General features: G+C 58.0%; 42 protein-coding genes. 36 read left to right on the top strand and 6 right to left on the bottom strand.

The genetic code is table 11. The features are described 5' to 3' along the window. Positions 1 to 534: 534 nt before the first annotated feature. Together D882_RS1000000132560 and D882_RS0101090 are read right to left on the bottom strand one after the other, a co-directional pair. Entirely contained in the window at positions 535 to 693 is a 159-nt protein-coding gene (locus D882_RS1000000132560) for a hypothetical protein (protein ID WP_155953690.1), read from the bottom strand. Positions 694 to 1,010: 317 nt separating this feature from the next. Beyond that, positions 1,011 to 1,202 (bottom strand): hypothetical protein, encoded by a 192-nt coding sequence (locus tag D882_RS0101090; RefSeq protein ID WP_027921528.1) that lies wholly within the window; start codon positions 1,200 to 1,202, stop codon positions 1,011 to 1,013. 432 nt (positions 1,203 to 1,634) lie between these two features. On the opposite strand from D882_RS0101090, the gene D882_RS0101085 reads away from it, so the two are divergent. Further along, on the top strand, positions 1,635 to 1,952 hold the full coding sequence (locus D882_RS0101085; RefSeq protein ID WP_027921527.1) for a DUF1654 domain-containing protein: 318 nt from the start codon (positions 1,635 to 1,637) through the stop codon (positions 1,950 to 1,952). Positions 1,953 to 2,013: 61 nt separating this feature from the next. Here D882_RS0101085 and D882_RS0101080 read toward each other — a convergent pair whose 3' ends face one another. After that, positions 2,014 to 2,874: an XRE family transcriptional regulator gene (locus tag D882_RS0101080; protein WP_027921526.1), complete on the bottom strand. Its 861-nt coding sequence runs from the start codon at positions 2,872 to 2,874 to the stop codon at positions 2,014 to 2,016. An 86-nt stretch (positions 2,875 to 2,960) separates the two neighbouring features. Here D882_RS0101080 and D882_RS0101075 point away from each other — a divergent pair, with 86 nt between their 5' ends. The 15 genes from D882_RS0101075 to D882_RS0101000 all read left to right on the top strand — a co-directional run bounded on the left by D882_RS0101075 (position 2,961) and on the right by D882_RS0101000 (position 9,866). Next, positions 2,961 to 3,137, top strand: a complete 177-nt coding sequence (locus D882_RS0101075) for a Cro/CI family transcriptional regulator (RefSeq protein WP_027921525.1) — start codon at positions 2,961 to 2,963, stop codon at positions 3,135 to 3,137. A gap of 75 nt (positions 3,138 to 3,212) precedes the next feature. Continuing rightward, positions 3,213 to 3,407: a hypothetical protein gene (locus D882_RS0101070; protein ID WP_027921524.1), complete on the top strand. Its 195-nt coding sequence runs from the start codon at positions 3,213 to 3,215 to the stop codon at positions 3,405 to 3,407. Between the two features lie 19 nt (positions 3,408 to 3,426). Beyond that, a complete protein-coding gene (locus D882_RS0101065; RefSeq protein WP_027921523.1) occupies positions 3,427 to 3,669 on the top strand; it encodes a hypothetical protein in 243 nt (80 codons plus the stop codon). A gap of 122 nt (positions 3,670 to 3,791) precedes the next feature. After that, positions 3,792 to 4,592 carry a DnaT-like ssDNA-binding domain-containing protein gene (locus D882_RS0101060; protein ID WP_027921522.1) on the top strand — a complete coding sequence of 267 codons (801 nt, stop codon included), beginning with the start codon at positions 3,792 to 3,794 and terminating at the stop codon, positions 4,590 to 4,592. Then, entirely contained in the window at positions 4,589 to 5,308 is a 720-nt protein-coding gene (locus D882_RS0101055) for a replication protein P (protein ID WP_027921521.1), read from the top strand. Before D882_RS0101060 ends, D882_RS0101055 begins: the two co-directional genes overlap by 4 nt. Beyond that, positions 5,301 to 5,519, top strand: coding sequence for a TraR/DksA C4-type zinc finger protein (locus tag D882_RS0101050; RefSeq protein WP_027921520.1), 219 nt, complete (start codon positions 5,301 to 5,303; stop codon positions 5,517 to 5,519). The genes D882_RS0101055 and D882_RS0101050 overlap by 8 nt, the downstream gene beginning before the upstream one ends. Positions 5,520 to 5,739: 220 nt before the next feature. Further along, positions 5,740 to 6,210, top strand: a complete 471-nt coding sequence (locus tag D882_RS0101040; protein ID WP_027921518.1) for a hypothetical protein — start codon at positions 5,740 to 5,742, stop codon at positions 6,208 to 6,210. Further along, positions 6,207 to 6,821, top strand: coding sequence for a recombination protein NinG (locus D882_RS0101035; RefSeq protein WP_027921517.1), 615 nt, complete (start codon positions 6,207 to 6,209; stop codon positions 6,819 to 6,821). The genes D882_RS0101040 and D882_RS0101035 overlap by 4 nt, the downstream gene beginning before the upstream one ends. Further along, the gene (locus D882_RS0101030) at positions 6,818 to 7,072 is read left to right on the top strand and encodes a hypothetical protein (RefSeq protein ID WP_027921516.1); all 255 of its coding nucleotides are present in this window, start codon (positions 6,818 to 6,820) and stop codon (positions 7,070 to 7,072) included. Before D882_RS0101035 ends, D882_RS0101030 begins: the two co-directional genes overlap by 4 nt. Then, positions 7,069 to 7,203 (top strand): hypothetical protein, encoded by a 135-nt coding sequence (locus D882_RS1000000133010; protein ID WP_256218265.1) that lies wholly within the window; start codon positions 7,069 to 7,071, stop codon positions 7,201 to 7,203. Before D882_RS0101030 ends, D882_RS1000000133010 begins: the two co-directional genes overlap by 4 nt. Beyond that, entirely contained in the window at positions 7,200 to 7,394 is a 195-nt protein-coding gene (locus D882_RS0101020; RefSeq protein WP_027921515.1) for a hypothetical protein, read from the top strand. The genes D882_RS1000000133010 and D882_RS0101020 overlap by 4 nt, the downstream gene beginning before the upstream one ends. After that, positions 7,391 to 7,684: a hypothetical protein gene (locus D882_RS0101015; RefSeq protein WP_027921514.1), complete on the top strand. Its 294-nt coding sequence runs from the start codon at positions 7,391 to 7,393 to the stop codon at positions 7,682 to 7,684. The genes D882_RS0101020 and D882_RS0101015 overlap by 4 nt, the downstream gene beginning before the upstream one ends. Further along, on the top strand, positions 7,681 to 8,115 hold the full coding sequence (locus tag D882_RS01000000130740) for a dATP/dGTP diphosphohydrolase domain-containing protein (RefSeq protein WP_050590127.1): 435 nt from the start codon (positions 7,681 to 7,683) through the stop codon (positions 8,113 to 8,115). Before D882_RS0101015 ends, D882_RS01000000130740 begins: the two co-directional genes overlap by 4 nt. Further along, positions 8,115 to 9,308, top strand: coding sequence for a hypothetical protein (locus tag D882_RS01000000130735; protein ID WP_050590126.1), 1,194 nt, complete (start codon positions 8,115 to 8,117; stop codon positions 9,306 to 9,308). The genes D882_RS01000000130740 and D882_RS01000000130735 overlap by 1 nt, the downstream gene beginning before the upstream one ends. A gap of 12 nt (positions 9,309 to 9,320) precedes the next feature. Then, complete coding sequence (locus tag D882_RS0101000; RefSeq protein ID WP_027921513.1) at positions 9,321 to 9,866, top strand: hypothetical protein; 546 nt, start codon at positions 9,321 to 9,323, stop codon at positions 9,864 to 9,866. A gap of 113 nt (positions 9,867 to 9,979) precedes the next feature. Here D882_RS0101000 and D882_RS01000000130730 read toward each other — a convergent pair whose 3' ends face one another. Both D882_RS01000000130730 and D882_RS0100990 read right to left on the bottom strand, forming a co-directional pair. Then, positions 9,980 to 10,429, bottom strand: a complete 450-nt coding sequence (locus D882_RS01000000130730) for a type II toxin-antitoxin system HicB family antitoxin (RefSeq protein WP_032833375.1) — start codon at positions 10,427 to 10,429, stop codon at positions 9,980 to 9,982. Between the two features lie 51 nt (positions 10,430 to 10,480). Then, entirely contained in the window at positions 10,481 to 10,666 is a 186-nt protein-coding gene (locus tag D882_RS0100990; RefSeq protein WP_027921512.1) for a type II toxin-antitoxin system HicA family toxin, read from the bottom strand. A gap of 125 nt (positions 10,667 to 10,791) precedes the next feature. Between D882_RS0100990 and D882_RS0100985 the strand changes: the two genes are divergently transcribed. From D882_RS0100985 to D882_RS0100960, 6 genes are all read left to right on the top strand, one after another. Then, a complete protein-coding gene (locus D882_RS0100985; protein ID WP_027921511.1) occupies positions 10,792 to 11,112 on the top strand; it encodes a hypothetical protein in 321 nt (106 codons plus the stop codon). Between the two features lie 3 nt (positions 11,113 to 11,115). Beyond that, positions 11,116 to 11,445, top strand: coding sequence for a hypothetical protein (locus D882_RS0100980; protein WP_027921510.1), 330 nt, complete (start codon positions 11,116 to 11,118; stop codon positions 11,443 to 11,445). Continuing rightward, positions 11,442 to 11,669: a hypothetical protein gene (locus tag D882_RS0100975; protein WP_027921509.1), complete on the top strand. Its 228-nt coding sequence runs from the start codon at positions 11,442 to 11,444 to the stop codon at positions 11,667 to 11,669. The genes D882_RS0100980 and D882_RS0100975 overlap by 4 nt, the downstream gene beginning before the upstream one ends. 114 nt (positions 11,670 to 11,783) lie before the next feature. Next, positions 11,784 to 11,960: a hypothetical protein gene (locus tag D882_RS1000000132555; RefSeq protein WP_155953689.1), complete on the top strand. Its 177-nt coding sequence runs from the start codon at positions 11,784 to 11,786 to the stop codon at positions 11,958 to 11,960. After that, entirely contained in the window at positions 11,957 to 12,187 is a 231-nt protein-coding gene (locus tag D882_RS01000000130725) for a hypothetical protein (RefSeq protein ID WP_032833374.1), read from the top strand. Before D882_RS1000000132555 ends, D882_RS01000000130725 begins: the two co-directional genes overlap by 4 nt. After that, positions 12,184 to 12,612: a proteasome subunit beta gene (locus D882_RS0100960; RefSeq protein ID WP_027921508.1), complete on the top strand. Its 429-nt coding sequence runs from the start codon at positions 12,184 to 12,186 to the stop codon at positions 12,610 to 12,612. Before D882_RS01000000130725 ends, D882_RS0100960 begins: the two co-directional genes overlap by 4 nt. Before the next feature lie 31 nt (positions 12,613 to 12,643). Here D882_RS0100960 and D882_RS0100955 read toward each other — a convergent pair whose 3' ends face one another. Further along, positions 12,644 to 12,973: a hypothetical protein gene (locus D882_RS0100955; protein WP_027921507.1), complete on the bottom strand. Its 330-nt coding sequence runs from the start codon at positions 12,971 to 12,973 to the stop codon at positions 12,644 to 12,646. Between the two features lie 74 nt (positions 12,974 to 13,047). Here D882_RS0100955 and D882_RS0100950 point away from each other — a divergent pair, with 74 nt between their 5' ends. The 14 genes from D882_RS0100950 to D882_RS0100885 all read left to right on the top strand — a co-directional run bounded on the left by D882_RS0100950 (position 13,048) and on the right by D882_RS0100885 (position 23,925). Continuing rightward, on the top strand, positions 13,048 to 13,671 hold the full coding sequence (locus D882_RS0100950) for a putative metallopeptidase (protein ID WP_027921506.1): 624 nt from the start codon (positions 13,048 to 13,050) through the stop codon (positions 13,669 to 13,671). A 33-nt stretch (positions 13,672 to 13,704) separates the two neighbouring features. Then, on the top strand, positions 13,705 to 14,166 hold the full coding sequence (locus D882_RS0100945; RefSeq protein ID WP_027921505.1) for a DUF2280 domain-containing protein: 462 nt from the start codon (positions 13,705 to 13,707) through the stop codon (positions 14,164 to 14,166). After that, positions 14,153 to 15,451, top strand: a complete 1,299-nt coding sequence (locus tag D882_RS0100940) for a terminase large subunit domain-containing protein (protein WP_027921504.1) — start codon at positions 14,153 to 14,155, stop codon at positions 15,449 to 15,451. Before D882_RS0100945 ends, D882_RS0100940 begins: the two co-directional genes overlap by 14 nt. A gap of 2 nt (positions 15,452 to 15,453) precedes the next feature. Continuing rightward, positions 15,454 to 16,857 (top strand): DUF4055 domain-containing protein, encoded by a 1,404-nt coding sequence (locus D882_RS0100935; RefSeq protein WP_027921503.1) that lies wholly within the window; start codon positions 15,454 to 15,456, stop codon positions 16,855 to 16,857. 73 nt (positions 16,858 to 16,930) lie between these two features. Beyond that, the gene (locus tag D882_RS01000000130720) at positions 16,931 to 17,698 is read left to right on the top strand and encodes a hypothetical protein (RefSeq protein ID WP_050590125.1); all 768 of its coding nucleotides are present in this window, start codon (positions 16,931 to 16,933) and stop codon (positions 17,696 to 17,698) included. 64 nt (positions 17,699 to 17,762) lie between these two features. Then, complete coding sequence (locus tag D882_RS0100925) at positions 17,763 to 18,893, top strand: hypothetical protein (RefSeq protein ID WP_027921502.1); 1,131 nt, start codon at positions 17,763 to 17,765, stop codon at positions 18,891 to 18,893. A gap of 54 nt (positions 18,894 to 18,947) precedes the next feature. Continuing rightward, positions 18,948 to 19,250 carry a hypothetical protein gene (locus tag D882_RS0100920; protein ID WP_027921501.1) on the top strand — a complete coding sequence of 101 codons (303 nt, stop codon included), beginning with the start codon at positions 18,948 to 18,950 and terminating at the stop codon, positions 19,248 to 19,250. Positions 19,251 to 19,286: 36 nt separating this feature from the next. Next, positions 19,287 to 19,679 (top strand): hypothetical protein, encoded by a 393-nt coding sequence (locus D882_RS0100915; RefSeq protein ID WP_027921500.1) that lies wholly within the window; start codon positions 19,287 to 19,289, stop codon positions 19,677 to 19,679. A gap of 1 nt (position 19,680) precedes the next feature. Further along, a complete protein-coding gene (locus tag D882_RS0100910; RefSeq protein ID WP_027921499.1) occupies positions 19,681 to 20,319 on the top strand; it encodes a hypothetical protein in 639 nt (212 codons plus the stop codon). A gap of 2 nt (positions 20,320 to 20,321) precedes the next feature. Continuing rightward, positions 20,322 to 21,143 carry a hypothetical protein gene (locus D882_RS0100905; RefSeq protein WP_027921498.1) on the top strand — a complete coding sequence of 274 codons (822 nt, stop codon included), beginning with the start codon at positions 20,322 to 20,324 and terminating at the stop codon, positions 21,141 to 21,143. Between the two features lie 8 nt (positions 21,144 to 21,151). Further along, entirely contained in the window at positions 21,152 to 21,322 is a 171-nt protein-coding gene (locus D882_RS1000000132825; RefSeq protein WP_177327588.1) for a hypothetical protein, read from the top strand. 61 nt (positions 21,323 to 21,383) lie between these two features. Continuing rightward, entirely contained in the window at positions 21,384 to 22,937 is a 1,554-nt protein-coding gene (locus D882_RS0100895; RefSeq protein WP_027921496.1) for a tail protein, read from the top strand. A gap of 57 nt (positions 22,938 to 22,994) precedes the next feature. Continuing rightward, positions 22,995 to 23,426 carry a hypothetical protein gene (locus D882_RS0100890; RefSeq protein WP_027921495.1) on the top strand — a complete coding sequence of 144 codons (432 nt, stop codon included), beginning with the start codon at positions 22,995 to 22,997 and terminating at the stop codon, positions 23,424 to 23,426. 91 nt (positions 23,427 to 23,517) lie between these two features. Continuing rightward, positions 23,518 to 23,925 (top strand): hypothetical protein, encoded by a 408-nt coding sequence (locus tag D882_RS0100885; protein WP_027921494.1) that lies wholly within the window; start codon positions 23,518 to 23,520, stop codon positions 23,923 to 23,925. The last annotated feature ends 104 nt before the right edge of the window (positions 23,926 to 24,029 follow it).

Genomic DNA, 24,029 nt, shown 5'->3' with positions numbered 1-24,029 from the left:
ACCGCGCGGGCATAAAATAGTACTTAGCCGGTCAGCGTTCACTCTCGGAACTGTTAGTTTTCAAACCTGCCCATCAGCCTGGGCGTGCATCTGCATCGGGGTGTGATCTTGTGGTCAATCGCCATCTCGGGGTATCCAAGGCTGCTATCCACGACATCCTTGGCAGCCGGAGTTCGCACCGGCCCGCTCATTTGCGTTTTATCTGCTGAGCTGCGCTACCAGCTCATGTCGCCCGAAGGCCGCGCCCACTGGATTGAAGATCACACTCCGATGCATTCTCCATCACCATGGAGATATCGGGCCGTTTGCGTCCGGCGGACGTGTACGGAGACTTTCGAATGCCTCCCGGGGTGTGAGAGGCATTTGTAAAGCCAGATGGCCAGCCTGAAACAGCAGGAAGCCATCTGTGATCCGTGTCGCTTTGGTTGGGCCTGCCAGTCGCCTGGCTGATGCGCGGTCACATCGTCGGCCCTGCTTTCCGCTGCCTGTCATGGTGTTGGGCGCGGCCTTCAGGCTTGCTGCGCCACTCGGGGTTTATTGGCGGGGAAGGGCTGCCAGAACAGTTCCGACCCCGATGGATGTTCGCCAGTGCTCACGCACTTCTTGCAATGGATCGGTTGGCAAGCCGGCAGAGATAGGCGGTTCTGGCCGCACATGACTCAGCGCTGCGCCGATCAGGATGATTTGGAGCATGTCGTTCTCCGTTTGGGTGGGCGATGCAGAAGGCCGGACGCTACCCCGGCTTTGGAACGTGCATGATCTGTGTAATGGCCGCAGCGCGTTCGGTATCGCCCGATTGCTCGGCAAGGCTGCTGTACGTCCGAATCCAGGGGCCTGTTTCCACCAATACAAGAAGGTGTGCACTTACCCACCTTGGTTCCAATCCCCAAGGAGCGATCCCCATCGAGTCATGCCGTGAATAGCGTGTCTGCGCGACTGAGTATCCAGTCTCCCTTTCCACGCTGCTTCTGCATCCGTCTGCTCACTCACTGAATGAGCAGAGGTGATGCTCAAGCAGCCAACGCTTTGAGCTTTTGGCGGCAATCGCGCAGCTCAGCCATGCAGCGCAGGCCGTCGGCGCGATCACCGCGGCGTAATGCTTCAAGCGCCCAGTGCTTCCAGTCAGCGATGAAGCCTTCGAGGTCGGCAATCAGTGCTGCTTTGGTGCTGACGAACTGACCCTTGTCGTTACGAATAGCCATGGTGAATCCCTCCGTTCGATTTTCCAGATGACCCTGTTGCCAAGGTCATCGAGGAAATCTGTTTGTCTCCACCACGCGCATCGCCCGATTCATATCTCTGGCCGGCGTCACACATTTCGTGGACGGTGTTCTTCGCCGGCTGGCTTGCGTGGTTTCGCGTACTCACATCTGGTGAGCACGGCCAGTTCCAGAGCTGGCATGGCATCGACTATTTGTTGCTCGCACTTACCGGCTGAAACCCGGGGTAGTCGATGGCGAGGATCCCTAACTGTTAAAGAGCGGTCGGTCCCTTTCAGGCCCTGGCTGATTTGCTCTTGTGTTCCAAGTGCAAGTTCGCTTGCATTTATAAAAGCATGCTGGTGCTTTGAATGCAAGCACGCTTGTATATATTTTTTGTACTGTATGGATATACAGCATGAAAAGGAGGGCGTCATGGCAAAGCAGAAGGGCAAGGCAGAACTCGCAAAGCGTCAGGAAATGACGGGGCTAGAGCGGCTTGGATTGAGGGTTTCCTCGATGATCAATTACCCGACATCGCAGCTGAATCGGACCGTGACGATTCATAGGCTGGATACGGATGGCGATCAGGAGTGGGAGGAGGTGATGGGGCTACTGTCCGAGACGGACGATCTGGAAATGACGTTCAACGACGATGAGTCGGTGACGCTGCAGTGGGAAGCGCGATCAGACGAAGATCGGGTGCTTGAAGTGGCTGACCTGGGCGAGGTGGAGGATCCAGCACCTTTCTGAAGAGCATAAAAAGCCCGGCACATGGCCGGGCTTCAATAAATCGAGAAAACAATTTTTCGCATCAGACCTTCTGCGCGTTCCAGACCAGCAGAACCTTCGCATGAATGGTTACGTCATCGATCCGCGCTGTTTGATTTTCGTAGTGTTTGTTGTCCGAGATCATCCGCAAATGTTCCTCGTCAACCTGTTGCAGTCGCTTGATGTAGAGGAGGCCGTGCCAGGTGAGAACGTAGACACCATCACCAATGAACTCATTTACTCCACGATCAACGATCACTGGATCCTTGTCATTGATCGTGCCTTCCATGCTCTGACCCCAACCGGTAATCATCGCAAGCGCGGCAGCAGAGGTGTACGTCACGCCTTTCTCGCGCAAGACGTCCTCACGAACGATCAGATTGCGGATCGCTTCGTTGTAGTCGGCCGGAACCTGGCCGTGTCCCATTGCTGCGCGCACATCGTATTGCGGAATCAGGATCTCGTCCGGCCTTGCCTTCAATCCTGAGAAGTCGGCCTCGATGACGTTTCCACCCGATTCGCTCGCAACTGCCAGCGCGGCAGCAGCGAGTTTCTCCTGGGCGGCAGAATCGAGGCTTTTGCCGGCGTGCTTGCGGATCATTTCGAGCATCTTTTGTGCAGCGCCAGTCCCTACAACCGCAGCATCCGGGCTTTCTGGTGGCGCACCTTTCCTGCTCGGCGGCTCTCCCTTCCCGGATAGCAACCAATCGACGGTGGTGTCGTAACCCTCGGCTATCGCGATCAGGTTCTCGTTCTTGATGTTCTCAGTATCCCCAGCAAACCACTGGCGAACAGCTTCGTAGCTGACCCCGCAGGTGTTTGCCAAGTCACGCTTAAACCCGCGCACGCCGATCTCCGGCTTCCTCGCGAGCACAAGTTTTGTAATTCGATCAGTCGTTTTCATAGACGCAATTTACAAGAGTGCTTGTCAAGCATGCTTGCCTTGCAAACACAAGCATGCTTGAATATGAATAAGCAAAGGAGGTCGGCATGACCAAAACACAAGCGATCAAGCATTTCGGCTCTGTATCGGCACTAGCGAAGGCGCTCAGCGTGACCTACGAGGCCGTTCGCCAATGGGAAGGCGTGCCGGAACTACGCCAGTACCAAATTGAGCGAATCACCCAGGGCGCGTTGAAAGCTGAACAGAAAACCCAGGCTGCGTAGCCGTGCCGACAGCCCACAAACGAACCGAACACTTACGCCGCTGAAACCAATTTCAACCACGCAAGGAATCAATAAATGGCCTACGACGACACACGCCACCTAAAGGATCGGGAGATCAAATCCCGCTATGACGACGAAACCTATGAAGCGCTGAAAGCAGTAGCGCGCCTCCACAAGCTTCAGCTCGCCGTATTCGTTCGCATGTGCGTTGAGGAAAAGCTGGAAAGCATCGTTGAGACAGATGCTACCGGTAAACACATGTCGGCCTGAAGGGCCTGAAGGAGGCTATGTGCCTGAAACCACGATCTGCCATGGGATCGATGGGCGCCTCTACGAAAAGCTTGAACGGTTGGCGAAAGAAGCGGGCATGACGCCCGATGAGTACGCCGCAAAGCTTGGAGCAGAACGCTTTTTCGAGAAGACCAGGCCAAAGGGAGCAGGAAAGCTTCGAAACCTGCCAACACCCCGGCGCAACCATCCGCCGGACTTAAAAGGGCCTGAAAAAGGAGGGGCTGATGAAGACCCCGAATAGATACACCCAAACAGCAGGCGAAAAAAAACCACCCGGCCAGGTGGTTTCTTACGTTGCGCACTGCAAAACGTTCTGGAGCGAATCATGAATGACACCGAAAGAAGCGTCAAGGGGGTCATGTGATGGCCCGCATTCGAACTGTCAAACCGGAGTTCTGGTCGAGCGAGCAGGTGATGTCCTGCCGACCGCTTGCTCGTCTTCTGTTCATTGGTCTTTGGAACTTCTGTGATGACGGCGGAAATCATCCGCTTTCGCCCCGGACCATTAAGGCCCTCGTCTTCCCTGGCGACGACATCACCACTGATGAAGTTAGCGAACTGTTGGGCGAGCTGGAAGGTTCGAACCTGACCCAAAGCTACAGCGTCGCTGGGAAAATCTACATTCATGTTCTCGGCTGGAAGCATCAGAAAATCGAGAAGAAGAACTTCAAATATCCACCTTTTCCCACTGAATTCGACGACCAGTCTGAGAGCGGTCGTCGACAATTCGCCGAGGAGTCGTCGACTGGTCGTCGACCGCTCGGCCCCGGAAGGGAAGGGAAGGGAATAGGAGAAGATCAACACAACTCTCATGGCGCGGGCGAATTCGATTTTCCTGAATCGGAGCAACCTGTCGACCCAAAGACCCCATGCGAGATGACCCTTGAGTGGAAGCCTGACGAGAAGCTGCTGAAGGCTTACGCATTGCGCATGGCAATTCCAGTTCACGCTTTCACGGACGAAGCGACAGCCTCATTCGTTTGCCACTACTCGGCATCGGGGCGGTTCGAGACCCAGGTGTCTTGGGTGAGCCTGCTGGTGAAGTGGGTGAAGCGCGACTTCGCATCAGCCAGCAATGTTCGCCAATTCCCTGTCCGCCGCCAGACCAGCGAACCGGACTTCGACAGCAGTGCCTGGGCTGAAGGCCTTGTGGTGAGCCCATGAAGCCAGCCAACCAACTAATGGCGACCATGGGCAACCTGCCGGCCGTAGATCGTCCTGATCCGCTGCCAGTGACGCCACAGACCGCCGAGGTAGTGAACGATCTGTTCCGCCGCCTGCGAGGGATATTCCCTGCATGGCGCCAAGCCTGGCCGTCGACGGAAGCGCTGGACGCTGCCAAAGCCGAATGGATCAAAGAGTTCGCCGCCGTTGGCATCCGCACCCTGGAGCAGATCGAGTTCGGCATTCAGAACTGCCGCAAGCTCAAGAAGCCTTTCGCACCGAGCGTTGGTGAGTTCATCGCCATGTGCACGCCCGGGCCTGAAGACTTCGGCATGCCTGCTGCTGCGGATGCATGGATGGAGGCGTTGATGGGCACCTACAGCCATGAAGGCGTCCGTGTCGCTGCCAACGAGACCGGGATCTTCGACCTGCGCGCCGCGAAGCAGGGCGACAAGGGCCTGCACGATCGTTTCGACCGCAACTACGAGATCGTCATCCGCCGCGCCGTGGCAGGCCTGCCGCTCGACGGGAAGATCCTCGCCGGCATCGGCCACGACAGCCAGAAGACTGAATTCGAACTGGCCAACGAACTGGCCGACCAACAAACCCAAGCACGAATCCTTCAGCAAGGCATCCCGGCCGACGGCAAGTCCGCCCGCGCGCTGCTGCTCTCGAAATTCGGCAAGAACAAGGACCAAGGGGCATCTCATGGCTGACATCTGCGACGACGCCGACGACGTAATTGAAAAGACCCGCCAGCACGCGCTGGCCAACATCCCGCGCTACACAGGCATCAGTGCCTTTGAGTGCGAGGAGTGCGGTGAAGACATTCCCGAGGATCGCCGCGAGGCAGTCAAAGGCGTGAAGCTTTGCGCGCCTTGTGGGTCGTTGGCTGAGTTGAAGGCCAAAGGAGTTCGGCGCGCATGAAAACCATCCATTACGTATCGCATAGCTGTGCCCTTCAGGAGTGTGATTGCTCGCCTCACTGCCATCAGTGGGGCGAAATCAAGCAAACCAGTGTTGAGGCAGATGTCAGCTGCAAGAACTGCCGGCGCGTTCTCGCTGCCGATCAGAAACGAAGAGCCAAGCGCATCTCGGCACAGATGGCGTCGCACAAAGCTTGGGCGGATGAAGCAAGGGGGTTCGAATGACTGACAAAATCAGCGTGAACAGCTCCAGCAAGCTCACCGAAGCCATCGGCATGCTGACCGCCATGTTCCGCGAGAAGAAGTTCGTGGTGGTTTCGCTGCGCCCGGGCAAGGACCGCACGTTGGATCAGAACGCCTTGTGGTTCGCCTTCTACAAGCGCATCGCCGAGATGACGCAGATCGGTGATGCCTCGGATGCGCGCAAGCACTGCAAGCTTCACTTCGGCGTGCAGATCCTGCTGAATGATGATCCGGAGTTCCAGGAGGCCTGGTACCGGGTGATGCGCCATCTGCCGTACGAAGAGAAGCTGGCGATGATGGGCGACTGCAAGCTGTTCGGCCCGGAAGGCTTCCCGGTGACCAGCCTGTTCAATCGAGCCCAGGGCATCGCCTATACCGACCGCATCGTGGCCGACTTCACAGAGAAGGGTGTGTTCTTCGGCGACCTGCTGAGCAAGGAGGCCGCATGAAGCGCACCCCACTGCAGCGAAAGACGCCGCTCACATCCGGCGGCCAACGTCGCAAGCGCTGCCCGTCCTGCCGAGTGATGTTCACGCCTTCCCGTGACGCACAGGCGGTGTGCGGAGAGATCGAGTGCGCCATCGCTCACGGGAAGTCAGAGCAAGGCAAGGAAAGCACCCGGAAGGCCTTAGCGGACATAGAGCGCCGTGACATCAAGGTCCGTAAAGAGGCCCTGAAAAGTCGCGCAGACCACCTCAGGGATGCACAGCGAGCCTTCAACACCTGGATTCGCCTACGCGATGCCGGACAGCCATGCATTTCCTGCGGCACGACCGCCGACGTCCAGTATTGCGCCGGCCACTACAGGACGACCGGATCATGCCCGGAGCTCCGCTTCGAGCCGCTGAATGTGCATCTCCAATGTAACAAGAACTGCAACCTGTCGAAGTCCGGAAACATCCACGGCTATCGCCCTCGGCTGCTGGAGAAGATCGGCGCCGAGAAACTGGCATGGCTCGAAGGCCCTCATGAGGCCAAGCGCTACACCATCGCAGATCTCAAAGTGATCACCGCCGACTATCGCGCCAAAACCCGCGAACTCAAGAGGGCAGCAGCATGAACCAGATTGCGCAAATGACTGGCGGAGCGAGTAGCCCCGCCAAAGGCTGGCTCAAGCCAATGTTCCCGATCACCGGAAAGGCCCACTACTTCACCAAGCGGAAGGGCGTTGCCGTTCTGACAAGCCATGGCCGTGCGACCTACTGGCTCTCACTTTGCGGGATTGATGCTGCCAGCACCGACAAGATGCCGATGTTCGAACCCGGCAACTGGGACCGCTGCAAGAAGTGCGCGAAGAAGGTGATGCCATGATGACCACCATTCCAAGCGAAATCCTGCTTCACCTGTGGTTGGCCTTCATGCTGATTCTCGGTGTTGGCTGCATTGAGGGTTGCCGCCGGCTGATGCGCCAGGAACGGACTGCTCGGGGGATTCGGCCATGAATTGGAAAGCGATCAGCAAGAACTGCATGTCCAGCGAAGAGGGTTACCTGCTGAGCAAGTACGCACTGCAGGAAGGCGCGGCCTACATCGCCCGGACACCGGCTGGGAAGATCCTGCACTCGGGCAAGGACCTGGCAAAGGCCAAAACGGCATGTACTGATCACCTGAGCAGCCAGAAGGTGGCTGCATGAGTCCAGAGCTTCAGTACCCGATCATTTTCATCTCCGCGTTCTTCCAGGTGTTCCTACTTGGCCTGAACAGCAAGCTGCTGCGTGACGACAAGATCGTCGCCGGCTTCTTCGTGAGCTGGATGATCACCTTGGCGCAATTCGCCTACATCTGGGCCGTCGCGCATTCGAATATCTCGACCGGTAACTTCTTGGTCGTGTCCGGGTTTGGCGGATCCATCGGTATTACCGCCGCGCAGTTTTTCTACCGCTGGTACGACTCGAAATTCCATCGCAAAGGGGCAGCCGTATGACCGAACTCAAGCCAACGAATCCAAAGGACCTGATCGGAAGCGGAAAGCTGCCGCTGCACCTGTGGCCCGTGACCGCTACCGCGCTGGGTAGCCTCGGTCTGCTCGATGGGATGCTGAAGTACGGTCGGTCAAACTTCCGTGCCGTTGGCGTGCGGGCCTCGATCTACTACGACGCAGCCAGCCGCCACCTGAACGCATGGTTCGAAGGGGAAGCGGTGGATCCGGACAGCGGGCTGCCTCACCTGGCTCATGCGCTTGCCTGTCTTGCGATCATCGTCGACGCAGAGGCCGCCGGAAAGCTCAACGACGACCGCATGCACCCAGGCGGCTACCGCGCACTGATCAATAGCCTCACACCTCACGTGGCGCGCCTGAAGGAAGTTCACGCAGACAAGAATCCGCAGCACTACACCATCGCTGGAGACGCGTAATGGCCGAACGTAAAGTCACGGACGAGCAGGTCATCGAAGTGCTCAAGGCGATGACCATGCCTGAGGCGGCAAGACATCTTGGAATGCATATCCGCAGCCTCCAGAAGCGCAAGGCACGAATGGTCCGCAAAGGGTGGAGCCCAGAGCACGACATGACCCACATCGTGCCGGACGGCTACCGCCTACGCGGCACGTCGAGCTTGTACAAGGAGGGCGTCAAGGCGCCTGTGCTGCAATGGGTGAAAACAAGCATCGACCACGAGCGGCAGCGCGAGCTCAACGAAGCATTCGCCAATGCTTTCATGGAAGACTTCAATCCTCTGCCTGAAATCAGAGGGCCTATTGAGGCTCTGGATACCGACATCATCCCGTGGTTCCAGATCGGCGATGCCCACATCGGAATGCTCGCGCACTCCCATGAGGTTGGGCATAACTTCGATCTGAAGATCGCCGAGCGCGAATTGATCATCGCCATGCACAAGCTGATCGACCGCGCGCCGAGCTGTGAGCGTTGCGTCATACAGGATCTGGGGGACATGTCGCACTACCAGGACTTCACGGCCAAGAGTGAATCCGGCCACGACTTCGACTTCGACAGCCGCTACCCGAAGATGATCGAGGTCTGCGCCCGCGTTATGCGCTCAATCGTCGACAAGGCGTTGAGCAAGTTTCAGTTCGTGGACGTAATCGTCAACCAGGGCAACCACTCCCGGTCGAACGATGTCTGGATGCGGATATTCCTGAACCATGTCTATCAGGAAAACCCTCGCCTTCACGTCCTCGACAACTCCAGTGTGTTCATCCCTTACCGTATGGGCAACACATTCGTCATGTGTCACCACAGCGACAAGTGCAAACCGGATCGCCTGATCGACGTGATGGCGACCGACTTCTCGGTTGACTGGGGCGAGGCGACCTACCGCTACATCGACATCGGTCACATCCACCACCGCATGCAGTCGAAGGAATCCGCCGGCGTCACGGTTGAATCGTGGAACCAGCTTGCACCAGGTGACAAGTACGCACACGACGGAGGCTGGCGTTCACGCGCATGCCTGAGTGCCGTGCTGCGCTCCAAGACCTATGGCGAGAAGGGCCGTATCACCATCAGTGCCGAAGAGGTGAAGGACATCATCTCGAACGCTGTGCCAGGTGCTGAAGCTTCGAAACGTCGCGCTGTGTATTCGGTTTAAGGGGGATTCAATATGACCTATCGCAATGTGGTATCCGCAGTGGTGCGTGCTCTGGCCGCCGAAACCATCAACTCGGCCGGGGGCTGCGACTTTGAACCGAAGGTGCAGTGCGCCAAGCAGAAGGGGGAGATCGTCGGGAAGGAGGCAGCATTCCTGACTGATTGCTGGGTGTTCGGCCGATTGCACAAGGGGTTGGAAGCCGCTCAGTGGCGTGCGCTGGTGGCGAAGTTCTCCACGCACACCGACCGCAAGCATGCAGCCATCGCTGAGCTGACGTGCGCCATCCGCTCACCAGCGCCTGAGCGCTTCCGTCACTGCGCCGTCGTTACCTGGGCATTGCCGAAGCTGCCCGGCGTGGAGGGGAAGCGATCGACGAATGTGCTGCCGGCCGGCTGGTACGAGATGGATAATTGGACCGATGAGCCGCATCCGATCAAGACCCAAGAGCGGTGGCGGAGGGACATCCGCAAGAGTTTGGAGTCAGCTGTAGACGAGGCTTTACAGGCCGCTCAAGAAATTCTAGATCATGAGGGGTTAATTGGCATGGAAGCTGCTTGACAATCACTGAGCCAGTGAGCCACTATGGCGTCATCCTGTCGTACTTGCGCATGTAGGTGATGACAGAAAGAAGCCCCGCCATTGAGCGGGGCTTTTTGTTTGCGCTACGTGAATCAGCGTACATGCCGCATTGGCGTACTCGCAGCAAAGGCAGCTTCATGCGTAATCTGAAGCCGCAGCCCAAAGCAGGCCAAAGCTTCTTCAAGGCTTTCAAGCTTTGAGGTGTGCTCAAAGTCGACCAGGCGCGCGGCCGCCGTCGGCGAGATCTTCAGCATGGCTGCCAAGTCGGCTTTCGTCTTGCCGGTGTGGATGAGTTGATTCCAGAGAATCGCCTTCGCCACTGTCACGCCAGACAGCCGGACGTAGTGATCCCCAGCACCTGATGCATGAGGGATCTCTCGTCGCTGATCCACATAGATCGAAAGCGCCAAGGTGATCCCATCGACTGCATTCTTCAGCAGCTCCTCGAGGGTATCACCGACGCTGTGTGCTTCCGGAATGTCCGGGCATGTCGACCAGAAGTGGTCATGCTCCTCATGGGCAATGATTTTGTATGAGTACATATGGTTCCTCTCGTTAGGGGAGCTGATGTTTTCGCATTCCGGGGTAGAGCCTCAGTCCTTGAGGCCCAGTTGTTTGATTATGTCCTTCCTGAGTCCTTCGCCTATCTCCTTGGCGCCGTGGCTTGGGAAGATCGTCTGTCGGTCCTTGTATCGAATCTTGAAGTGACTGCCGTTTGCTGACTTCGAGAATTCGACCCCTTGGGCCTCCAGCCATCGCCGGAATTCGTTGTATTTCATCAGCTCTCCTCTGTTGTGTTGATGGGTTCATTGTATCTACATAAATGTTCACTGTAAACACTTATGTTTAGTTTGATCGGTTTGTTTTTTCTTCCCCCACCACATGCAACTGAGAGGTCGAGCGCATGGAATTCATTCATCGCCTGCTCGACAAGACCGAATGGATCGTTGCTGGATTCCTCGGCGCCATTGTCGCGAGCTGGTGGCACAAGGACGATTTGACGGACTGGAAGGCGTGGGTGGTCTTCTTGATCACTGGTGTTGCATGCGCCCTGTACCTGACCGGGATTGTCAGCACCTACCTTGGCATCACGGACCCCAGCAATGTGGCCGGTGTCGGCTTTCTCTTGGGAGCCTTCGGCGGGTCGCTCATGACCGCCATTAACCGCGCCATCAAGGCCGCCGACCTCTGGGCGCTTATTCGCTCGAAGTTCGGAGGGGGTTAACCCATGAATCTTCAAACATTGAGCACCCTGTTCATCGGCGTTATCAGCTTATGGGCCATGTGGTGCATGTTGAGCGCGCGAGTCCATGACGGAATTGTCGGCAAGGTCATCTACGCCGCGATCATGGTGTCTGGCTTCGCGATCGTCACGCGGGCGGAGACGGTGTTCGTGACGCCATCCACAGCAGGCGTCACTTTCCATGGAGCTCTCGCATTGGCTGGACTTCGTCACTGGTTCGTCGCCAATCACTGGCCGCGCGTCAAAGGCTGGCTCTGCCGATACCTGCACTGCGAGCAATGCCTGAACAACCCCAACAAGGCGGACAAGACATGAACCTGATTCCCCAATGGCAACAGCTCTGGAAGATGTACAGCGTTCAGTTGGCCGGCCTGCTGGCTCTGCTCAATGCGGCCGCCTACTTCTGGCCAGGGCTCCAGGCGCTGGTGAGCCCTGAACTCTTCGCCGCCGTGAATGGCTTCCTTGCTGCCGCAATCGCTGTTGTACGTGCGATCCCGCAGGCGAACCTGACACCAGTCGCTGAGACGCCAACCGTTTAAACCAAAGGGCGCCTGGCTTCGTGCGGGCGCCACTCTCCACCCGCAATAGATTGCGCGAATAGGCCGAAAACGCTCGGAATATTGGCAATTGGTTGCAGATCATCCGGTGATGCCATGGCCAAGATCACATTGAAGGCCTACTACCCCTGGTGGTTCAGGCTCTACGTTGTGGCCGTGCACACCTTTGCCTATCTCGCCGGCCTTGAAGCTGATGAGGAAGTGCTCCACAAGCACGCCCGGGCAGCCAAGCGTTACCGCGAGATAGTCCCGACTGATGAGATGCAGCCATGAGCGAGCCATGTGGTGATCATGTGCACTATGTCGGTGATGGTCGCGGGCGCCGGCTCGTCATCCTCGACGGATCGGAATTGAGCCACGTCATCTGGTGCGACACCTTGGCCGGCGTTGCGGTGGTGGCTGATCAACCATTGCATTCTTCTGATGGCGAGACAGTCGATATCCATCCTGTATGGGGTGAGATCAAAGTGTTCCGAATGGGCGAGGGCCAGATCATATGACCACGATCGCCTACAAGGACGGCATCATCGCCTATGACGGCCGCATCACTCGTGGCAACCAGATCACCTATGACGACTTCGACAAGTGCCTGGAGCGCGACGGCGTCAGGTTCGTCTGTTCAGGCGGTACCGCAGACTTCGAAAAGCTCATCAGTGCCTACTTCGGTAATGAGGTTGCCGACTGCGGTGCGGTTGCGCTGATCATAGCCGATGGGGCTGTTTGGCATTCCGCCGTGGATGAGAACACAGGCTTCTGGAAGTCGGCCTTGATTCAAGATCAGCCTTACGCTCTCGGAAGCGGATCGGAACACGCGCTGACCGCTATGGACATGGGTGCAACAGCTTATCAGGCTGTCGAGATGGCCATGAAGCGAGACAATTGCACTGGCGGCAAGATCAGAACACTCACCGTGAAGGCGGAGTAGGTGTGCCGCAGGTGTGTACGGCACGGATGGATCAGTCTCGGTACTCTTCAACTTTCTGAGGCATAGCAGGGAACCACAGCCATTCGCCTTCTTGCATTGGGGTGTTGAAGTTACGCTTCACTTCGAACACTGCGTCGGTGCCTTGGCTTCCTGTCACCGAGATGACGTCAACCGATTGCCACCCTTTGAAGGCATCGACTTGCAGGCCTAGCCATCCAGCACGCTGCACGATACCGCCCGTATTATCTGCGCCTGTGTATAGAGAGCGCTCACCGGGGTTGAAGTGAAACGGTACTGCGGCAAGCCGTACTTGGTCTTCGGCCCCTGGGTTGACTTCAATGTCCGCTATTTCAAAATCCATGCGCGATCTCCGTACGTTAAGTTGGCCCTCACCAATACCGACAACCAGCCATCAATTCAAGTGCCAGGTGATTCGTGAACAGACCGATGCCGCCTGCCTCGATCCTGGGGCTGTCAGGACTATCCGACTTCGGTATCCGCCTCACTCCAGCGCCTGAAGTGTGGGAGTGGCTGAGCTCCGAGATATTGGCCGACACCGGAAGCATCCATAACGAAGACCATGCTCACCTTATCGATGCTGATGTCAGGTTCATGTGGGCGTCGTCACACTTCGAGAAGCAGGGAAGGACAGTGCTCGGCCAGACCGAACAGGTAGCGTTCCGCGCTGGTGGATGGCAGAAAGCCCGGATGGAGCAGCAGATGTTTGATTGGTTCGGCGATGTGCCGGCTTTCATCATCACTCTCGCTGCCGACTACTGTGACACCTGCAGCGATACCGACTTCTGCGCGCTGGTTGAGCACGAGCTCTACCACATCGCCCAGGCGACCGATAAGTATGGTCAGCCAGCCTTCACCGAGGAAGGCAGTCCCAAGCTGAAGATGCGCGGCCACGACGTGGAAGAGTTCGTCGGAGTGGTCCGCCGTTACGGTGCGAGCGCTGACGTTCAGGCTCTGGTAGATGCAGCAAACAGACCTGCTGAGGTAGGGACATTGAACATTTCGAGGGCCTGCGGAACCTGTCTGCTCAAGTCGGCCTGAATCCCATGACAGGTTTTGACGGATGACAACCATATGGCAGTACTACGAAGCGAGGTCAAAGCCTTCATCGTGCAGGCTCTTGCCTGCTTTGATACGCCATCTCAGGTGGTCGAATCGGTCAAGAAGGAATTCGGGATTGAGTTGAGCCGCCAGCAGTGCGAGTCCCATGACCCAACGAAGTACGCTGGGCAGGGGCTTGGCGCCAAGTGGGTCGAACTCTTCCATGCGGCTCGCAAGCGCTTTCGTGAAGAGACTGTTGATATCCCCATTGCCAACCGTGCGTATCGACTCCGGGCGCTGGGTCGCATGGCCGAGAAGGCCGAGAACATGAAGAACATGGCGTTGACTGCCCAGTTGCTGGAGCAGGCCGCCAAGGAAGTCGGTGACATTTACGTCAATCGCCACCGCAAAGACGAACCCGACGACGAGCCCGCCGTTCCGACGAGTATTGAAGTGCGCGTAGTGGACGCGAGGAAGCCAAATGCCGAGCCTTAATGTTCCGCAGGCTCAGTTCCTCACGCTGCCGCACAAGTTCCGCGCATTCGTTGCCGGGTTCGGCTCGGGAAAGACCTGGGTGGGCTGCTCGGCGTTGAGCAAGCATTTCATGGAGTGGCCGGGCGTCAACGCTGGCTACTTCGCTCCGACTTACCCGCAGATCCGCGACATCTTCTATCCGACAATGGATGAGGTGGCGTATGACTGGGGGCTGAAGACCAAGATCAACCAGGCGAACCATGAGGTTCACATCTACAGCGGCCGGCAGTATCGCGGCACAGTGATTTGCCGATCGATGGAGAAGCCGCAAACCATCGTCGGCTTCAAGGTCGGTCACGCGCTGGTCGATGAGTTGGACGTCCTGACGTCGATCAAGGCTCAGCAGGCTTGGCGCAAAATCATTGCCCGGATGCGCTACAACCTTCCCGGGCTGAAGAACGGCGTCGATGTAACCACTACCCCGGAAGGCTTCAAGTTCGTCTTCCAGCAGTTCGTGAAGCAACTGCGCGATAAGCCAGCGCTGAATGATATGTACGGGCTGGTGCAGGCCAGCACGTTCGACAATGAATTGAACCTGCCCGACGACTACATCCCATCGCTGATGGAGTCGTACCCGGATCAGTTGATCCTTGCCTATCTCAATGGCCAGTTCGTCAACCTGACCTCTGGATCGATCTATCACACCTATGATCGCAAGCTGAATCAGTGCTTCGACACTGTGCAGCCGGGTGAGCCGCTGTTCATTGGCATGGACTTCAACGTCGGCAAGATGGCCGCGATCACCCACGTCAAGCGCGACAACGGCATGCCCCGCGCGGTGGATGAGCTGGTTGAAGGGTACGACACGCCGGACATGATCAAACGGATCAAGGAACGCTACTGGCGCTATAACGGCAACGACTTCGAAAAGACCTGCGAAATCCGGATCTATCCGGACGCCTCAGGAGACTCGCGAAAGTCGGTCAACGCCAGCGTTACCGATATCGCCATGCTGAAGCAGGCCGGTTTCGCAGTGATCGCGCCGGCGGCGAACCCGCCGGTGAAGGATCGGATCAACGCCATGAACGCCATGTTCTGCAACGCGGCCGGCGAGCGGCGCTACCTGGTCAACCCGTTTACTTGCCCGACCTATGCGGACGGCCTGGAGCAACAGATCTGGGCGCCCAACGGCGAGCCGGACAAGAGCCAAGGCAATGACCACGCCAACGACGCAGGCGGGTACTTCATCCACAAAGAATTCCCGATCATCAAACGCATCGCGAAAAGCGAACCTCTGAGAATGTGAATATGAGTGATGACCCAAGCAAGACGCTGCCGGCAGTGGAAGCCATGCGTGAGGATTGGGCCATCGTCGATCCTCTGATGGTCGGCACCAAAGCGATGCGCAAGGAGGGTGAGGCGCTGCTCCCAAAGTGGCCACAAGAGGAGAGTAAGGCCTATCAAGATCGGCTGAAGCTTTCAACTCTGTTCCCTGCGTACAGCGAGACGGTAAAGAACAACACTGGTCGGGTATTCGCAGAGCCGATTGTGCTGGGTAAAGACGTTCCGGCCCCGATTCAGGAGCTCACCGAAGACTTCGACCGTCAGGGCAATAATCTGCAGGTCTGGGCGAAGTCGTACTTCAGTCAAGCTCTGTCACACGGCTTGTGTCATGCGCTTGCCGAATACCCGAACATCAAGCCTAAAGGCGACACTGGGCAGTTAGTAACGCTCGCTGATGCACAAGCGATCAAAGCTAGGCCTTACGCAATCATGATTCGGCCGCAGCAAGTCATCAGCTGGCGAGCAACCAACGAAGGTGGCGAGCACATCCTTACCCAGTTTCGCTACATCGAATCGGTTGAGGAAGACGATGGGCCATTTGGCGTCAAATGCATCGAGCAGATCCGAGTGCTGGTACCAGGTGGTTGGTCGACCTACCGCGAGCAGACTGATGCCAAAGGCGTGAAAACCTGGGTGATGCACGACGAAGGTAAAACTTCGCTCGGCCACATCCCGCTGAGTACGCTCTATACCGACCGCACTGGCTATATGACGGCTAAGCCGCCGCTGTTGGAGCTCGCGCACCTCAACGTCAAACATTGGCAGTCCCAAAGCGATCAGGACAACATCCTGCATATTGCTCGGGTGCCTATGCTCGCGGTGATAGGCCTCGAAGAGACGGATACCATCGTCGTTGGCGCTGGATCGGCCACCAGGTTGCCGCTCAACTGCGACATGAAGTGGGTCGAACACACTGGCAAGTCAATCGATGCCGGTAGGACCTCCTTGCAAGATCTTGAGGACCAAATGCGCGTCGCCGGAGCCAAATTGCTCCAGCGGGAAAAGCAAGCAGTCAAAACAGCAACGCAGGCTGAAGACGAAGCCGCTCAAGAATTGAGCCCTCTGCAAACCATGGCAGGCAATCTTGAGGACTCGCTTGATCAACTCCTGCAGTTCTTCGCAGAGCTGTCCGGCGTAAGTGAAGGTGGTCACGTTGAGGTCAACGGCAACTTCGATATCGACTTCGCACCTGAAACGACTTTGCCGCTGCTGCTCAACATGGCAACGGCTGGCAAGCTCTCCGACGAAACTCTATTCGCCGAAATGCAGCGCCGAAATGTCGTGTCTGGCGACAGGAAGTGGGAGGAGGAGAAATCCAAGATAGCAGCGCAGCCGAAGCCGGTAGCCGAAACTCCGGTCACACGATGATTCATACAGGCCTCGTCAATGACGGGGCTTTTTTATTGCCGCTAGGCGGCCAACGAACCCAAGGGGTTAGCAGATGTTCATTTTCGGCAGGTGGTATCCGCTGATGGCGGAAGAGGGTGGCAGTGAAGGTGGAACCGGTGGAGGTGGCGGCGGGTCAGGCCCGGAAATCACTCCAGAGCTTCAGGCAATCATCGATGCTCGAGTTGGTGAGGCCGTAACAGGCCTGAAGACCAAAAATTCCGAGCTGCTGGGTAAGTTCAAAGAGACGAGCGACAAGCTCAAAAGCTTTGATGGCATAGACCCTGAAGCAGTGCGCGGCATGATCGCGAAGTTCGCGAATGACGAAGAAGCACAGCTGATTGCGAAAGGAGACATCGAAACCGTCCTCAACAAGCGTGCCGAACGTATGAAGTCAGGCTTCGACAAGGAACTGACGACTGCCAAGGAAGAAGCCCAGCGTCATGCATCGCGTACCGAAAAGTTCGCTTCGCGCGTGCTCAAAGGTGAGGTGATCGGCGCCGCATCGGCCGCAGGCGTGCACAAGTACGCCATGGAAGACGCGATGCTGGCAGCAGCCCGAGACTTCGAACTGGACGATGAAGGCAACCCTATTGCTCGAGAGGGCAAATACGGGAAGGACGGCAAACCACTAACGCTTGCCGAATGGTTCAACGACATGAAGGACTCCCGTCCTCACTGGTTCCCTGCTACCGGAAACGGCGGCGGCGCGGGCCACGGTGGCGGTAGTGGCTCGAAAGTGATGACACAGGCTGACTTCGATGCTCTTCCCGCTAAGCAGCGGGCTGTAGCGATGGATAGCGGCGTCATCATCAAGGGCTGATTAACACAACCAAATCCCAGGCCCGCCATGTGCGGGTTTTTTATTGCCATAAGGAAACCGCCACATGGCCAACATCTTTACCGCTCTCCAGCCGGTTCTCTACAGTGCCGCCCAGGAAGTGTCCAACGAACCGTTCGGCGTTATCGCCGCAATCACCTCCGACTTCGATGACAAGGGTGTTGCCGTCGGCGACGCTGTCAAAGTCCCGGTTGCGCCGATCCGCGCCGTCAAATCCTTCACCCCGTCGATGGCTATGCCGACTGGCGATGATGCCACCGCCGATGGCGTGTCCGTCACTATCACCAATACCGACTATGTCGACTGGAACCTCACCGGCGAGCAGATCAAAAGCTTGGAAAATGCCGGCTCCGATAAGGAGTGGGTACGCCAGATGATTGCCCAAGGCATGCGTGCTCTGCGGAACAAGGCCGAAGTCGCTGCCTGTACCGCGATTAAAGTAGGTGCTACCAGAGCCGTCGGTACCGCGGGCACCAACCCATTCGCGACGGACATCAACATCATCCCTGATGTGCGCAAGGTACTTTTCGACAACGGCGCGCCGATGGCTGACCTGCAGCTCTGCATCGACTCAACCGCTGGCACCTCGGCACGCAAGCTCGGCATCATCCAGCAGGCCTACCAAGCAGGTAACGACCAAGAGCGTCGCTCCGGCGATCTTCTGCGTCAGTTCGGCTTCTCGATTCGCGAGTCCGCCGGCATCAGCGCGCATACCAAGGGTACTGGCACCGGATACGTCACTTCTGGATCGACCGGCATCGACGTTCCAAGCGTTGCGCTGGTAACCGGTTCCGGGACTGTGTTGGCTGGTGACGTCGTAACCTTCGCGGCTGACACGGTCAACAAGTACGTCGTGAACAACGGTGTTGCTGCTCCGGGCACCATCACTCTGGGCCGCCCTGGCGCTCAGATCGTGATCCCGACTGCCAACGCATTGACCGTAGGCAACAACTACGTGCCGAACCTCGCGTTCGAGCGCTCGGCTGTTGTGGGTGTGATGCGCGCGCCGATCATTCCGGCGAACCCGATCATTACCCAGACAATGATCAGCGACAAATTCGGCATGACTTATCTCCTGCTGCAAATCGCTGGTTACGGCATGACCACTTGGCAGCTGCACATCGCCTACGGCTTCAAAGTCGTTCAAGGCGAGCACGTCGCCGTCGTCATGGGCTAACTGTCTGTCACGGAGAGGGGCTTCGGCCCCTGTCTGCTCAAGAGGAAATGAATCATGGCTGGTTTGACCAAAGAGCAAAAAGCCGAAAGGGCTCAGCAGGAAGCCCTGTTCGCCAAAGCTGTTGAGCTGAGCGGCTTGAAGGCTGAAGAATTCAAGGCGCTGTCTGCTGAAGAGCAGGACGCCTTTACCGTAAAAGCAAAAGAATTTCTCCATGCACTGGAACTTGCCATTCAGGACAGTTCCGAGGACGAAGTGGATAACTCGCACCTGGTTAAGGTCACCAAGGATGGTGAAACGCTCGAAGTTCACCCGGCGTGCTTGGCGGATCACAAGCGTATCGGATGGAAAGAGCTGTAAACCATATCCCCTACAACATTGACTGGAGAGCTGAAAATGCTGACCGACTTGCAGCTCTCTGATGTGAGGCGCTTCGCTGGATATCCGATGCGTGGTGACGTACCGCTGAGCAGCGACAACGATTTGGCGTGGGGGCAGGTTGCTCCTATCACCTGGCAGGCGCTGAATCATCGACTTGCTACGCTGCGCCCAGAGGAAGAAACACGAGTCGTGACGTTTCTGACCACACTGGCAGGACTCGAAACAGACGTGCTCTCGTCCACCGAGAATCTTGATACCGACCAGGCCGCCGTCTGGGTGCACAACAAAAACGAAGTTGCTGACCGGATGAAGTTGTACCGGCTGTGGCGGCGCGAGCTTTGCGCATTCATCGGTGTTGAGCCAGGTCCTTCACTCGGTACAGGCGGAATCAGCCTGATAAGGGGCTGACATGGACGGTGCAAAGCTTCAGGCCAAGATCTACATCGGCTACGGCAAGGCCGCCAAGCGAATCGGTTTCGACTACCAGCAATTTCGCGCTACCAGCGCCAGTAACCCGCTGTCGTCAACCGCTTTGCAGACGCTGCCCGTGTCGTTCACCACGAACTTCAAGTACTCGGCGCCCAATAAATATGGGAAAGCTGACTGGCTGGGCCTGTTCGATGCCCGTGAGTTTGCCGTCGGAGACTTTCTCGTCGGCCGGCAGGGCACGTTCTTCATCGCCGCGATGCAGGACACGCTGCCAATCCTCTGTGTGCAGACCAATCGCACGGTGGACGTGCTGCGAGTCGGTCAAGATGCAGGCGTTGGCCTTGGCACTTGGGCCGGCGACAAGCCCACGACTGAAGCGGTGCTGATGGAGGGCTGGCCAGCCAGCATCTTGCAGGGCACGAAGGGCGAGACGAACGAGACGAAGCTGCCTCTGGACGTCAAAACCCCGTGGTGGGCGATCCTCATGCCGGTCTGGCCGGGTGTGGTGTTCCGCACCAGCGACATCATCCGCGACGACTTGGGCCGTAAATACATGATTTCGAGCGCTGAATTGACCGACATGGGCTGGCGCATCACCGCAATGCAAGCGCAGGTGTGACGATGGCCAGCCTTACCGACGTAATGAAGCAGGTGGCCTCACAGGTCGCCGCGATCATGTACCCGAATGGGACTGGTCAGCCAAGCGCCTCGGGCATTCCGGTGCGTATTTACCCTGGCTGGCCGGTGCCGGGCGAGCTTGAAACGGATCTGGCGGCAGGGAAGGCGCACATCAGCATCTTCCCGGCCGGCAAGGACCGGAAGACCACCCGATATCTGGGCGGTTCTTGGGTACCGCTCACCGTCCCGTCGCACACCGTTGTGATGACGGTTGTCGGCGCGGTGGTGACGCTCTCCGGCACGATCAGCAAGCAAAACCTGCTGATCAATCTGAATGGTGTCAGTTACGTCTACGCCATGCAGGTCACGGATACGCTCACGACCGCAGCTGCGGGGCTTGCTTCGCTGATTCCGGGTGCCAGTAGCGCTGGGCCGGTCATCACCCTGACAGGGGCTCATGCTGTGTTTGCGCGTGTCGGTGGTTTCGGCACAGCGATCAAGGAAACGAAGCGCCAGGAGCAGCCGGTGCAGATCACGATTTGGGCGCAGACGCCCGAAGCGCGTGATGCGGTGGCCAGTCCCATCGACTCGGTCCTTTCCGATAGCAACAACATCTCCTTCACCGATGGTTCCTTCGGGATCATCACATCCTCCGGATCACTGATGACCGACCAGTTGCAGAAGGCGGACCTGTACCGGATGGACCTGTTTTATCTGATCGATTACGCCACCACGCAGACCCAACAGCAAACCGAAGTCATCGCTCCGGTGCTGAACATCGTCAACGCCCAGTCCGGGCTTCCTGTAATCACTGTGAACCCTTGAGGCCCGACATGGACTCCGAAAAAAATCCGGCAAAGGCCAAAGCCTCGCCATACAAGCTGACCGTCAAGTTCGCCTTTGCTGACTATCAAGTCGGCCAGGAGATCACTGACCCCGATGAAGTCGCCGCCATCTTGGCGGGCGAGTGCGCGGGCAACGTCCTGAAAGTCGCCAACGCCTAACAGGCGAAACCCACTCACAAGAAACCGCCCATCGAGGCGGTTTTTTCATTAGGAGGACGCCATGCCCATTTACCCGGCAGGCAGCTTGAATACGGCGGCTCTTCAGGCCCCGGATCTCTACATCCAGATCGTTCCACCGAAAACCCGCTACATCAACGGCGTGGCGACCGACATTCTCGGCATTGTCGGCGTGGCTGATTGGGGTCCGGTCGGCGCCTCGACGCTTATCGGCTCGCCTGGCGATGCGTCGCAGAAGTTCGGCACGCAGGCTGTGCGCAAGTACGACCTGTGCACTGCGATTGCGGTGTCGATTCAGGGCGGCGCCTCGAACATTCGCGCAGTGCGAGTAACTGACGGCACCGATACTGCGGCGACCGGCCAGTTGAAGGATACCGCTGCCGCCACCGGCGCGACCCTGACGGCGTTCTACACCGGTACGCTCGGCAACTCGCTCAGCGCGACCCTGTCCGCAGGATCTGCCGCCGCAAGCTGGAAGCTGGTCATCACGCTGCCAGGTGTTGCGCCTGAAGTCTTCGACAACATCACCGGCTCCGCCGGCGCGTTGTGGGCGAACATCGTCAGCGCTGTGAACAACGGCCAATCCGGCATTCGCGGCCCGTCGCAGTTGGTGATTGCTTCCGTGGGTGCGAGCATTCTTGCTCCAGCGACCACGCAGACCATCGCGTTCACCACCGGTACTTCCGGCAACACGACCATCACCGATGCTGTGCTGATCGGCGTGGACGGCGTGACCGGCGCAACCCGCAAGGGCATGTACGCCTTGCGTGGCAGTGGCGCCCAAGTCGCGAACCTGGTCGACGTCACCGACGGCACGCAGTGGCCAACCATGCTGACCTACGGTCTGTCCGAAGGCTGCTACATGGTCACGCAGGGTGCGGCGGGTGCTTCCTACGTCACCGTCAGCACTGCACTGACCACTGCCGGCTGCGACAGCTACGCACTGAAGGTCATGGTTGGCGACTGGGTGTACTGGCAGGATCAGGTCAACGGCCAGCAGCGCATGATTGCTCCGGCAACCTTCGCGGCGGCCAAGATCGCCGCGTTGTCGCCGAACCAGAGCCCGCTGAACAAGCCGATCACCAACGCGGTGTCGACTCAGCGCAACCTGTCGCAACAGCCGTACAGCATCGCCGAAATTGGCGCGATCAACACCGCGCGCCTTGACGTCATCACCAACCCTTGCCCGGGCGGCAGCTACTTCGGACATCGCTCCGGCTTGAACGTGTCCAGCAACTCCGCGGTGAACGGCGACAACTACACCCGGATGACCAACTTCATCTCGCTGACCATCGCGGCATCATTCGGCGGTGTGATCGGGCAGTTGCAGACGCCAGATGTCCGCCGCACCACCAAGTCGACCATGGAAAGCTTCCTGCAGACCCTGGTCGACCAAGGGATGATCGGCGACGTCAACGGCGGCCCGGCGTTCTCGGTCCAGATCGACAAGGCGAACAACCCAGATTCGCGCGTCGCCCTGGGCTACATGCAAGCCGACGTGCAGGTCAAATACCTGTCCGTGATCCGCTACTTCCTTGTGAACCTCGAGGCCGGCCAGTCCGTCTCGATCGTTGCATCCGCCACCCCGCGCACCTAAGCGCTGAAACCACTTCCCAGCCCGGCCTAGCGCCGGGTTTTTCATTTGGAGAATGCCATGCCCGGTCAAGGCGGATACAACACGGGGAAGGATGTCTCGATCGACATCAACACCCCGACGGGGCCAATCCGGCTCAGCAAGCTGATGAACTTCGACTCCAAGCCGAAGGTGACGAACCAAGACATCACCCCGCTCAACGGCCTGACCGATGAGCTGATGATTCCCAAAGGTTGGACCGGCACGTTCGAAGCAGAGCGCGTCGACTCTACTCTCGATGATTGGTGGGCGCAGTTCGAAAGCGACTACTACAACGGCGTCAACCAGGCCCCCGCGACCATCACCGAAACGATTCAGGAAATCGGCGGCGGCAGCACTACCTGGCGCTACACCAACGTGATTCTGAAGCTTGAAGGCGCAGGTAAGAAGGAAGGCGACAAGACGATTCGTCAGTCGATGTCCTTCACCGCTCGCCGCCGCATCAAGGTTTGACCCTGTTCGCATGGCAGCCCGGCAGGGCGCGGGACTCGTCACCCCGCACGCCATGCACCTTTTGACGACTCGCTGACCAGAGGATGTACCCATGGCTAAAGTAACCGTTCACGAAGCAGCGGCGCCTGTTCATGTCGACCAGAAACCGCGCTTCGAAACAATCCAGGATTCGAAAGGCCGCACCATCCAGTTGCGCAAGCTCGGCCCGCTCGAGCAGGGCCGCGTGGTGATGGCTGTCGGCGGCGAGACTGCCGGCAACCAAACATACATGTCGGGTTTCGCGCTACCGGCCGCCATGGTCGTCTATATCGACGACACTCCATATGGCCTGCCGCAAACGCTGACGCAGATCGAGGGCGTCCTGAAAGAGCTGGGTGAAGAGGGTATGGAGGCCATCAACGGCCATTTCATCAATAAGTACGAAGCCGCCAAGGCTGAAGCTGACGCCAAAGCACTTCAGGAAGGCCTCGGCGCCGAGCAGGCCGCAGCAAAAAACTAGCAACGAACCCCGAGTTTCGCCGCGATTGCTGGCTGGTGAAAAACGGGGTTCCGTTCGATAGGTTGTTCGACTGCGGACCATTGACCGATTACGAGCGGTTCGCC

It is taken from the genome of Pseudomonas sp. URMO17WK12:I12, from assembly GCF_000514395.1.
Taxonomy (GTDB): Bacteria; Pseudomonadota; Gammaproteobacteria; order Pseudomonadales; family Pseudomonadaceae; genus Aquipseudomonas; species Aquipseudomonas mucoides.
This window is presented reverse-complemented; position numbering and strand designations above follow the sequence as displayed.

Excerpts from the sequence above, each read along its gene's own strand:
- D882_RS1000000132560 (WP_155953690.1), bottom strand. The coding sequence starts at position 693 with ATGCTCCAAATCATCCTGATCGGCGCAGCGCTGAGTCATGTGCGGCCA.
- D882_RS0101090 (WP_027921528.1), bottom strand. The coding sequence starts at position 1,202 with ATGGCTATTCGTAACGACAAGGGTCAGTTCGTCAGCACCAAAGCAGCA.
- D882_RS0101085 (WP_027921527.1), top strand. The coding sequence starts at position 1,635 with ATGGCAAAGCAGAAGGGCAAGGCAGAACTCGCAAAGCGTCAGGAAATG.
- D882_RS0101080 (WP_027921526.1), bottom strand. The coding sequence starts at position 2,874 with ATGAAAACGACTGATCGAATTACAAAACTTGTGCTCGCGAGGAAGCCG.
- D882_RS0101075 (WP_027921525.1), top strand. The coding sequence starts at position 2,961 with ATGACCAAAACACAAGCGATCAAGCATTTCGGCTCTGTATCGGCACTA.
- D882_RS0101070 (WP_027921524.1), top strand. The coding sequence starts at position 3,213 with ATGGCCTACGACGACACACGCCACCTAAAGGATCGGGAGATCAAATCC.
- D882_RS0101060 (WP_027921522.1), top strand. The coding sequence starts at position 3,792 with ATGGCCCGCATTCGAACTGTCAAACCGGAGTTCTGGTCGAGCGAGCAG.
- D882_RS0101055 (WP_027921521.1), top strand. The coding sequence starts at position 4,589 with ATGAAGCCAGCCAACCAACTAATGGCGACCATGGGCAACCTGCCGGCC.
- D882_RS0101050 (WP_027921520.1), top strand. The coding sequence starts at position 5,301 with ATGGCTGACATCTGCGACGACGCCGACGACGTAATTGAAAAGACCCGC.
- D882_RS0101040 (WP_027921518.1), top strand. The coding sequence starts at position 5,740 with ATGACTGACAAAATCAGCGTGAACAGCTCCAGCAAGCTCACCGAAGCC.
- D882_RS0101035 (WP_027921517.1), top strand. The coding sequence starts at position 6,207 with ATGAAGCGCACCCCACTGCAGCGAAAGACGCCGCTCACATCCGGCGGC.
- D882_RS0101030 (WP_027921516.1), top strand. The coding sequence starts at position 6,818 with ATGAACCAGATTGCGCAAATGACTGGCGGAGCGAGTAGCCCCGCCAAA.
- D882_RS1000000133010 (WP_256218265.1), top strand. The coding sequence starts at position 7,069 with ATGATGACCACCATTCCAAGCGAAATCCTGCTTCACCTGTGGTTGGCC.
- D882_RS0101020 (WP_027921515.1), top strand. The coding sequence starts at position 7,200 with ATGAATTGGAAAGCGATCAGCAAGAACTGCATGTCCAGCGAAGAGGGT.
- D882_RS0101015 (WP_027921514.1), top strand. The coding sequence starts at position 7,391 with ATGAGTCCAGAGCTTCAGTACCCGATCATTTTCATCTCCGCGTTCTTC.
- D882_RS01000000130740 (WP_050590127.1), top strand. The coding sequence starts at position 7,681 with ATGACCGAACTCAAGCCAACGAATCCAAAGGACCTGATCGGAAGCGGA.
- D882_RS01000000130735 (WP_050590126.1), top strand. The coding sequence starts at position 8,115 with ATGGCCGAACGTAAAGTCACGGACGAGCAGGTCATCGAAGTGCTCAAG.
- D882_RS0101000 (WP_027921513.1), top strand. The coding sequence starts at position 9,321 with ATGACCTATCGCAATGTGGTATCCGCAGTGGTGCGTGCTCTGGCCGCC.
- D882_RS01000000130730 (WP_032833375.1), bottom strand. The coding sequence starts at position 10,429 with ATGTACTCATACAAAATCATTGCCCATGAGGAGCATGACCACTTCTGG.
- D882_RS0100990 (WP_027921512.1), bottom strand. The coding sequence starts at position 10,666 with ATGAAATACAACGAATTCCGGCGATGGCTGGAGGCCCAAGGGGTCGAA.
- D882_RS0100985 (WP_027921511.1), top strand. The coding sequence starts at position 10,792 with ATGGAATTCATTCATCGCCTGCTCGACAAGACCGAATGGATCGTTGCT.
- D882_RS0100980 (WP_027921510.1), top strand. The coding sequence starts at position 11,116 with ATGAATCTTCAAACATTGAGCACCCTGTTCATCGGCGTTATCAGCTTA.
- D882_RS0100975 (WP_027921509.1), top strand. The coding sequence starts at position 11,442 with ATGAACCTGATTCCCCAATGGCAACAGCTCTGGAAGATGTACAGCGTT.
- D882_RS1000000132555 (WP_155953689.1), top strand. The coding sequence starts at position 11,784 with ATGGCCAAGATCACATTGAAGGCCTACTACCCCTGGTGGTTCAGGCTC.
- D882_RS01000000130725 (WP_032833374.1), top strand. The coding sequence starts at position 11,957 with ATGAGCGAGCCATGTGGTGATCATGTGCACTATGTCGGTGATGGTCGC.
- D882_RS0100960 (WP_027921508.1), top strand. The coding sequence starts at position 12,184 with ATGACCACGATCGCCTACAAGGACGGCATCATCGCCTATGACGGCCGC.
- D882_RS0100955 (WP_027921507.1), bottom strand. The coding sequence starts at position 12,973 with ATGGATTTTGAAATAGCGGACATTGAAGTCAACCCAGGGGCCGAAGAC.
- D882_RS0100945 (WP_027921505.1), top strand. The coding sequence starts at position 13,705 with ATGGCAGTACTACGAAGCGAGGTCAAAGCCTTCATCGTGCAGGCTCTT.
- D882_RS0100940 (WP_027921504.1), top strand. The coding sequence starts at position 14,153 with ATGCCGAGCCTTAATGTTCCGCAGGCTCAGTTCCTCACGCTGCCGCAC.
- D882_RS0100935 (WP_027921503.1), top strand. The coding sequence starts at position 15,454 with ATGAGTGATGACCCAAGCAAGACGCTGCCGGCAGTGGAAGCCATGCGT.
- D882_RS01000000130720 (WP_050590125.1), top strand. The coding sequence starts at position 16,931 with ATGTTCATTTTCGGCAGGTGGTATCCGCTGATGGCGGAAGAGGGTGGC.
- D882_RS0100925 (WP_027921502.1), top strand. The coding sequence starts at position 17,763 with ATGGCCAACATCTTTACCGCTCTCCAGCCGGTTCTCTACAGTGCCGCC.
- D882_RS0100920 (WP_027921501.1), top strand. The coding sequence starts at position 18,948 with ATGGCTGGTTTGACCAAAGAGCAAAAAGCCGAAAGGGCTCAGCAGGAA.
- D882_RS0100915 (WP_027921500.1), top strand. The coding sequence starts at position 19,287 with ATGCTGACCGACTTGCAGCTCTCTGATGTGAGGCGCTTCGCTGGATAT.
- D882_RS0100910 (WP_027921499.1), top strand. The coding sequence starts at position 19,681 with ATGGACGGTGCAAAGCTTCAGGCCAAGATCTACATCGGCTACGGCAAG.
- D882_RS0100905 (WP_027921498.1), top strand. The coding sequence starts at position 20,322 with ATGGCCAGCCTTACCGACGTAATGAAGCAGGTGGCCTCACAGGTCGCC.
- D882_RS1000000132825 (WP_177327588.1), top strand. The coding sequence starts at position 21,152 with ATGGACTCCGAAAAAAATCCGGCAAAGGCCAAAGCCTCGCCATACAAG.
- D882_RS0100895 (WP_027921496.1), top strand. The coding sequence starts at position 21,384 with ATGCCCATTTACCCGGCAGGCAGCTTGAATACGGCGGCTCTTCAGGCC.
- D882_RS0100890 (WP_027921495.1), top strand. The coding sequence starts at position 22,995 with ATGCCCGGTCAAGGCGGATACAACACGGGGAAGGATGTCTCGATCGAC.
- D882_RS0100885 (WP_027921494.1), top strand. The coding sequence starts at position 23,518 with ATGGCTAAAGTAACCGTTCACGAAGCAGCGGCGCCTGTTCATGTCGAC.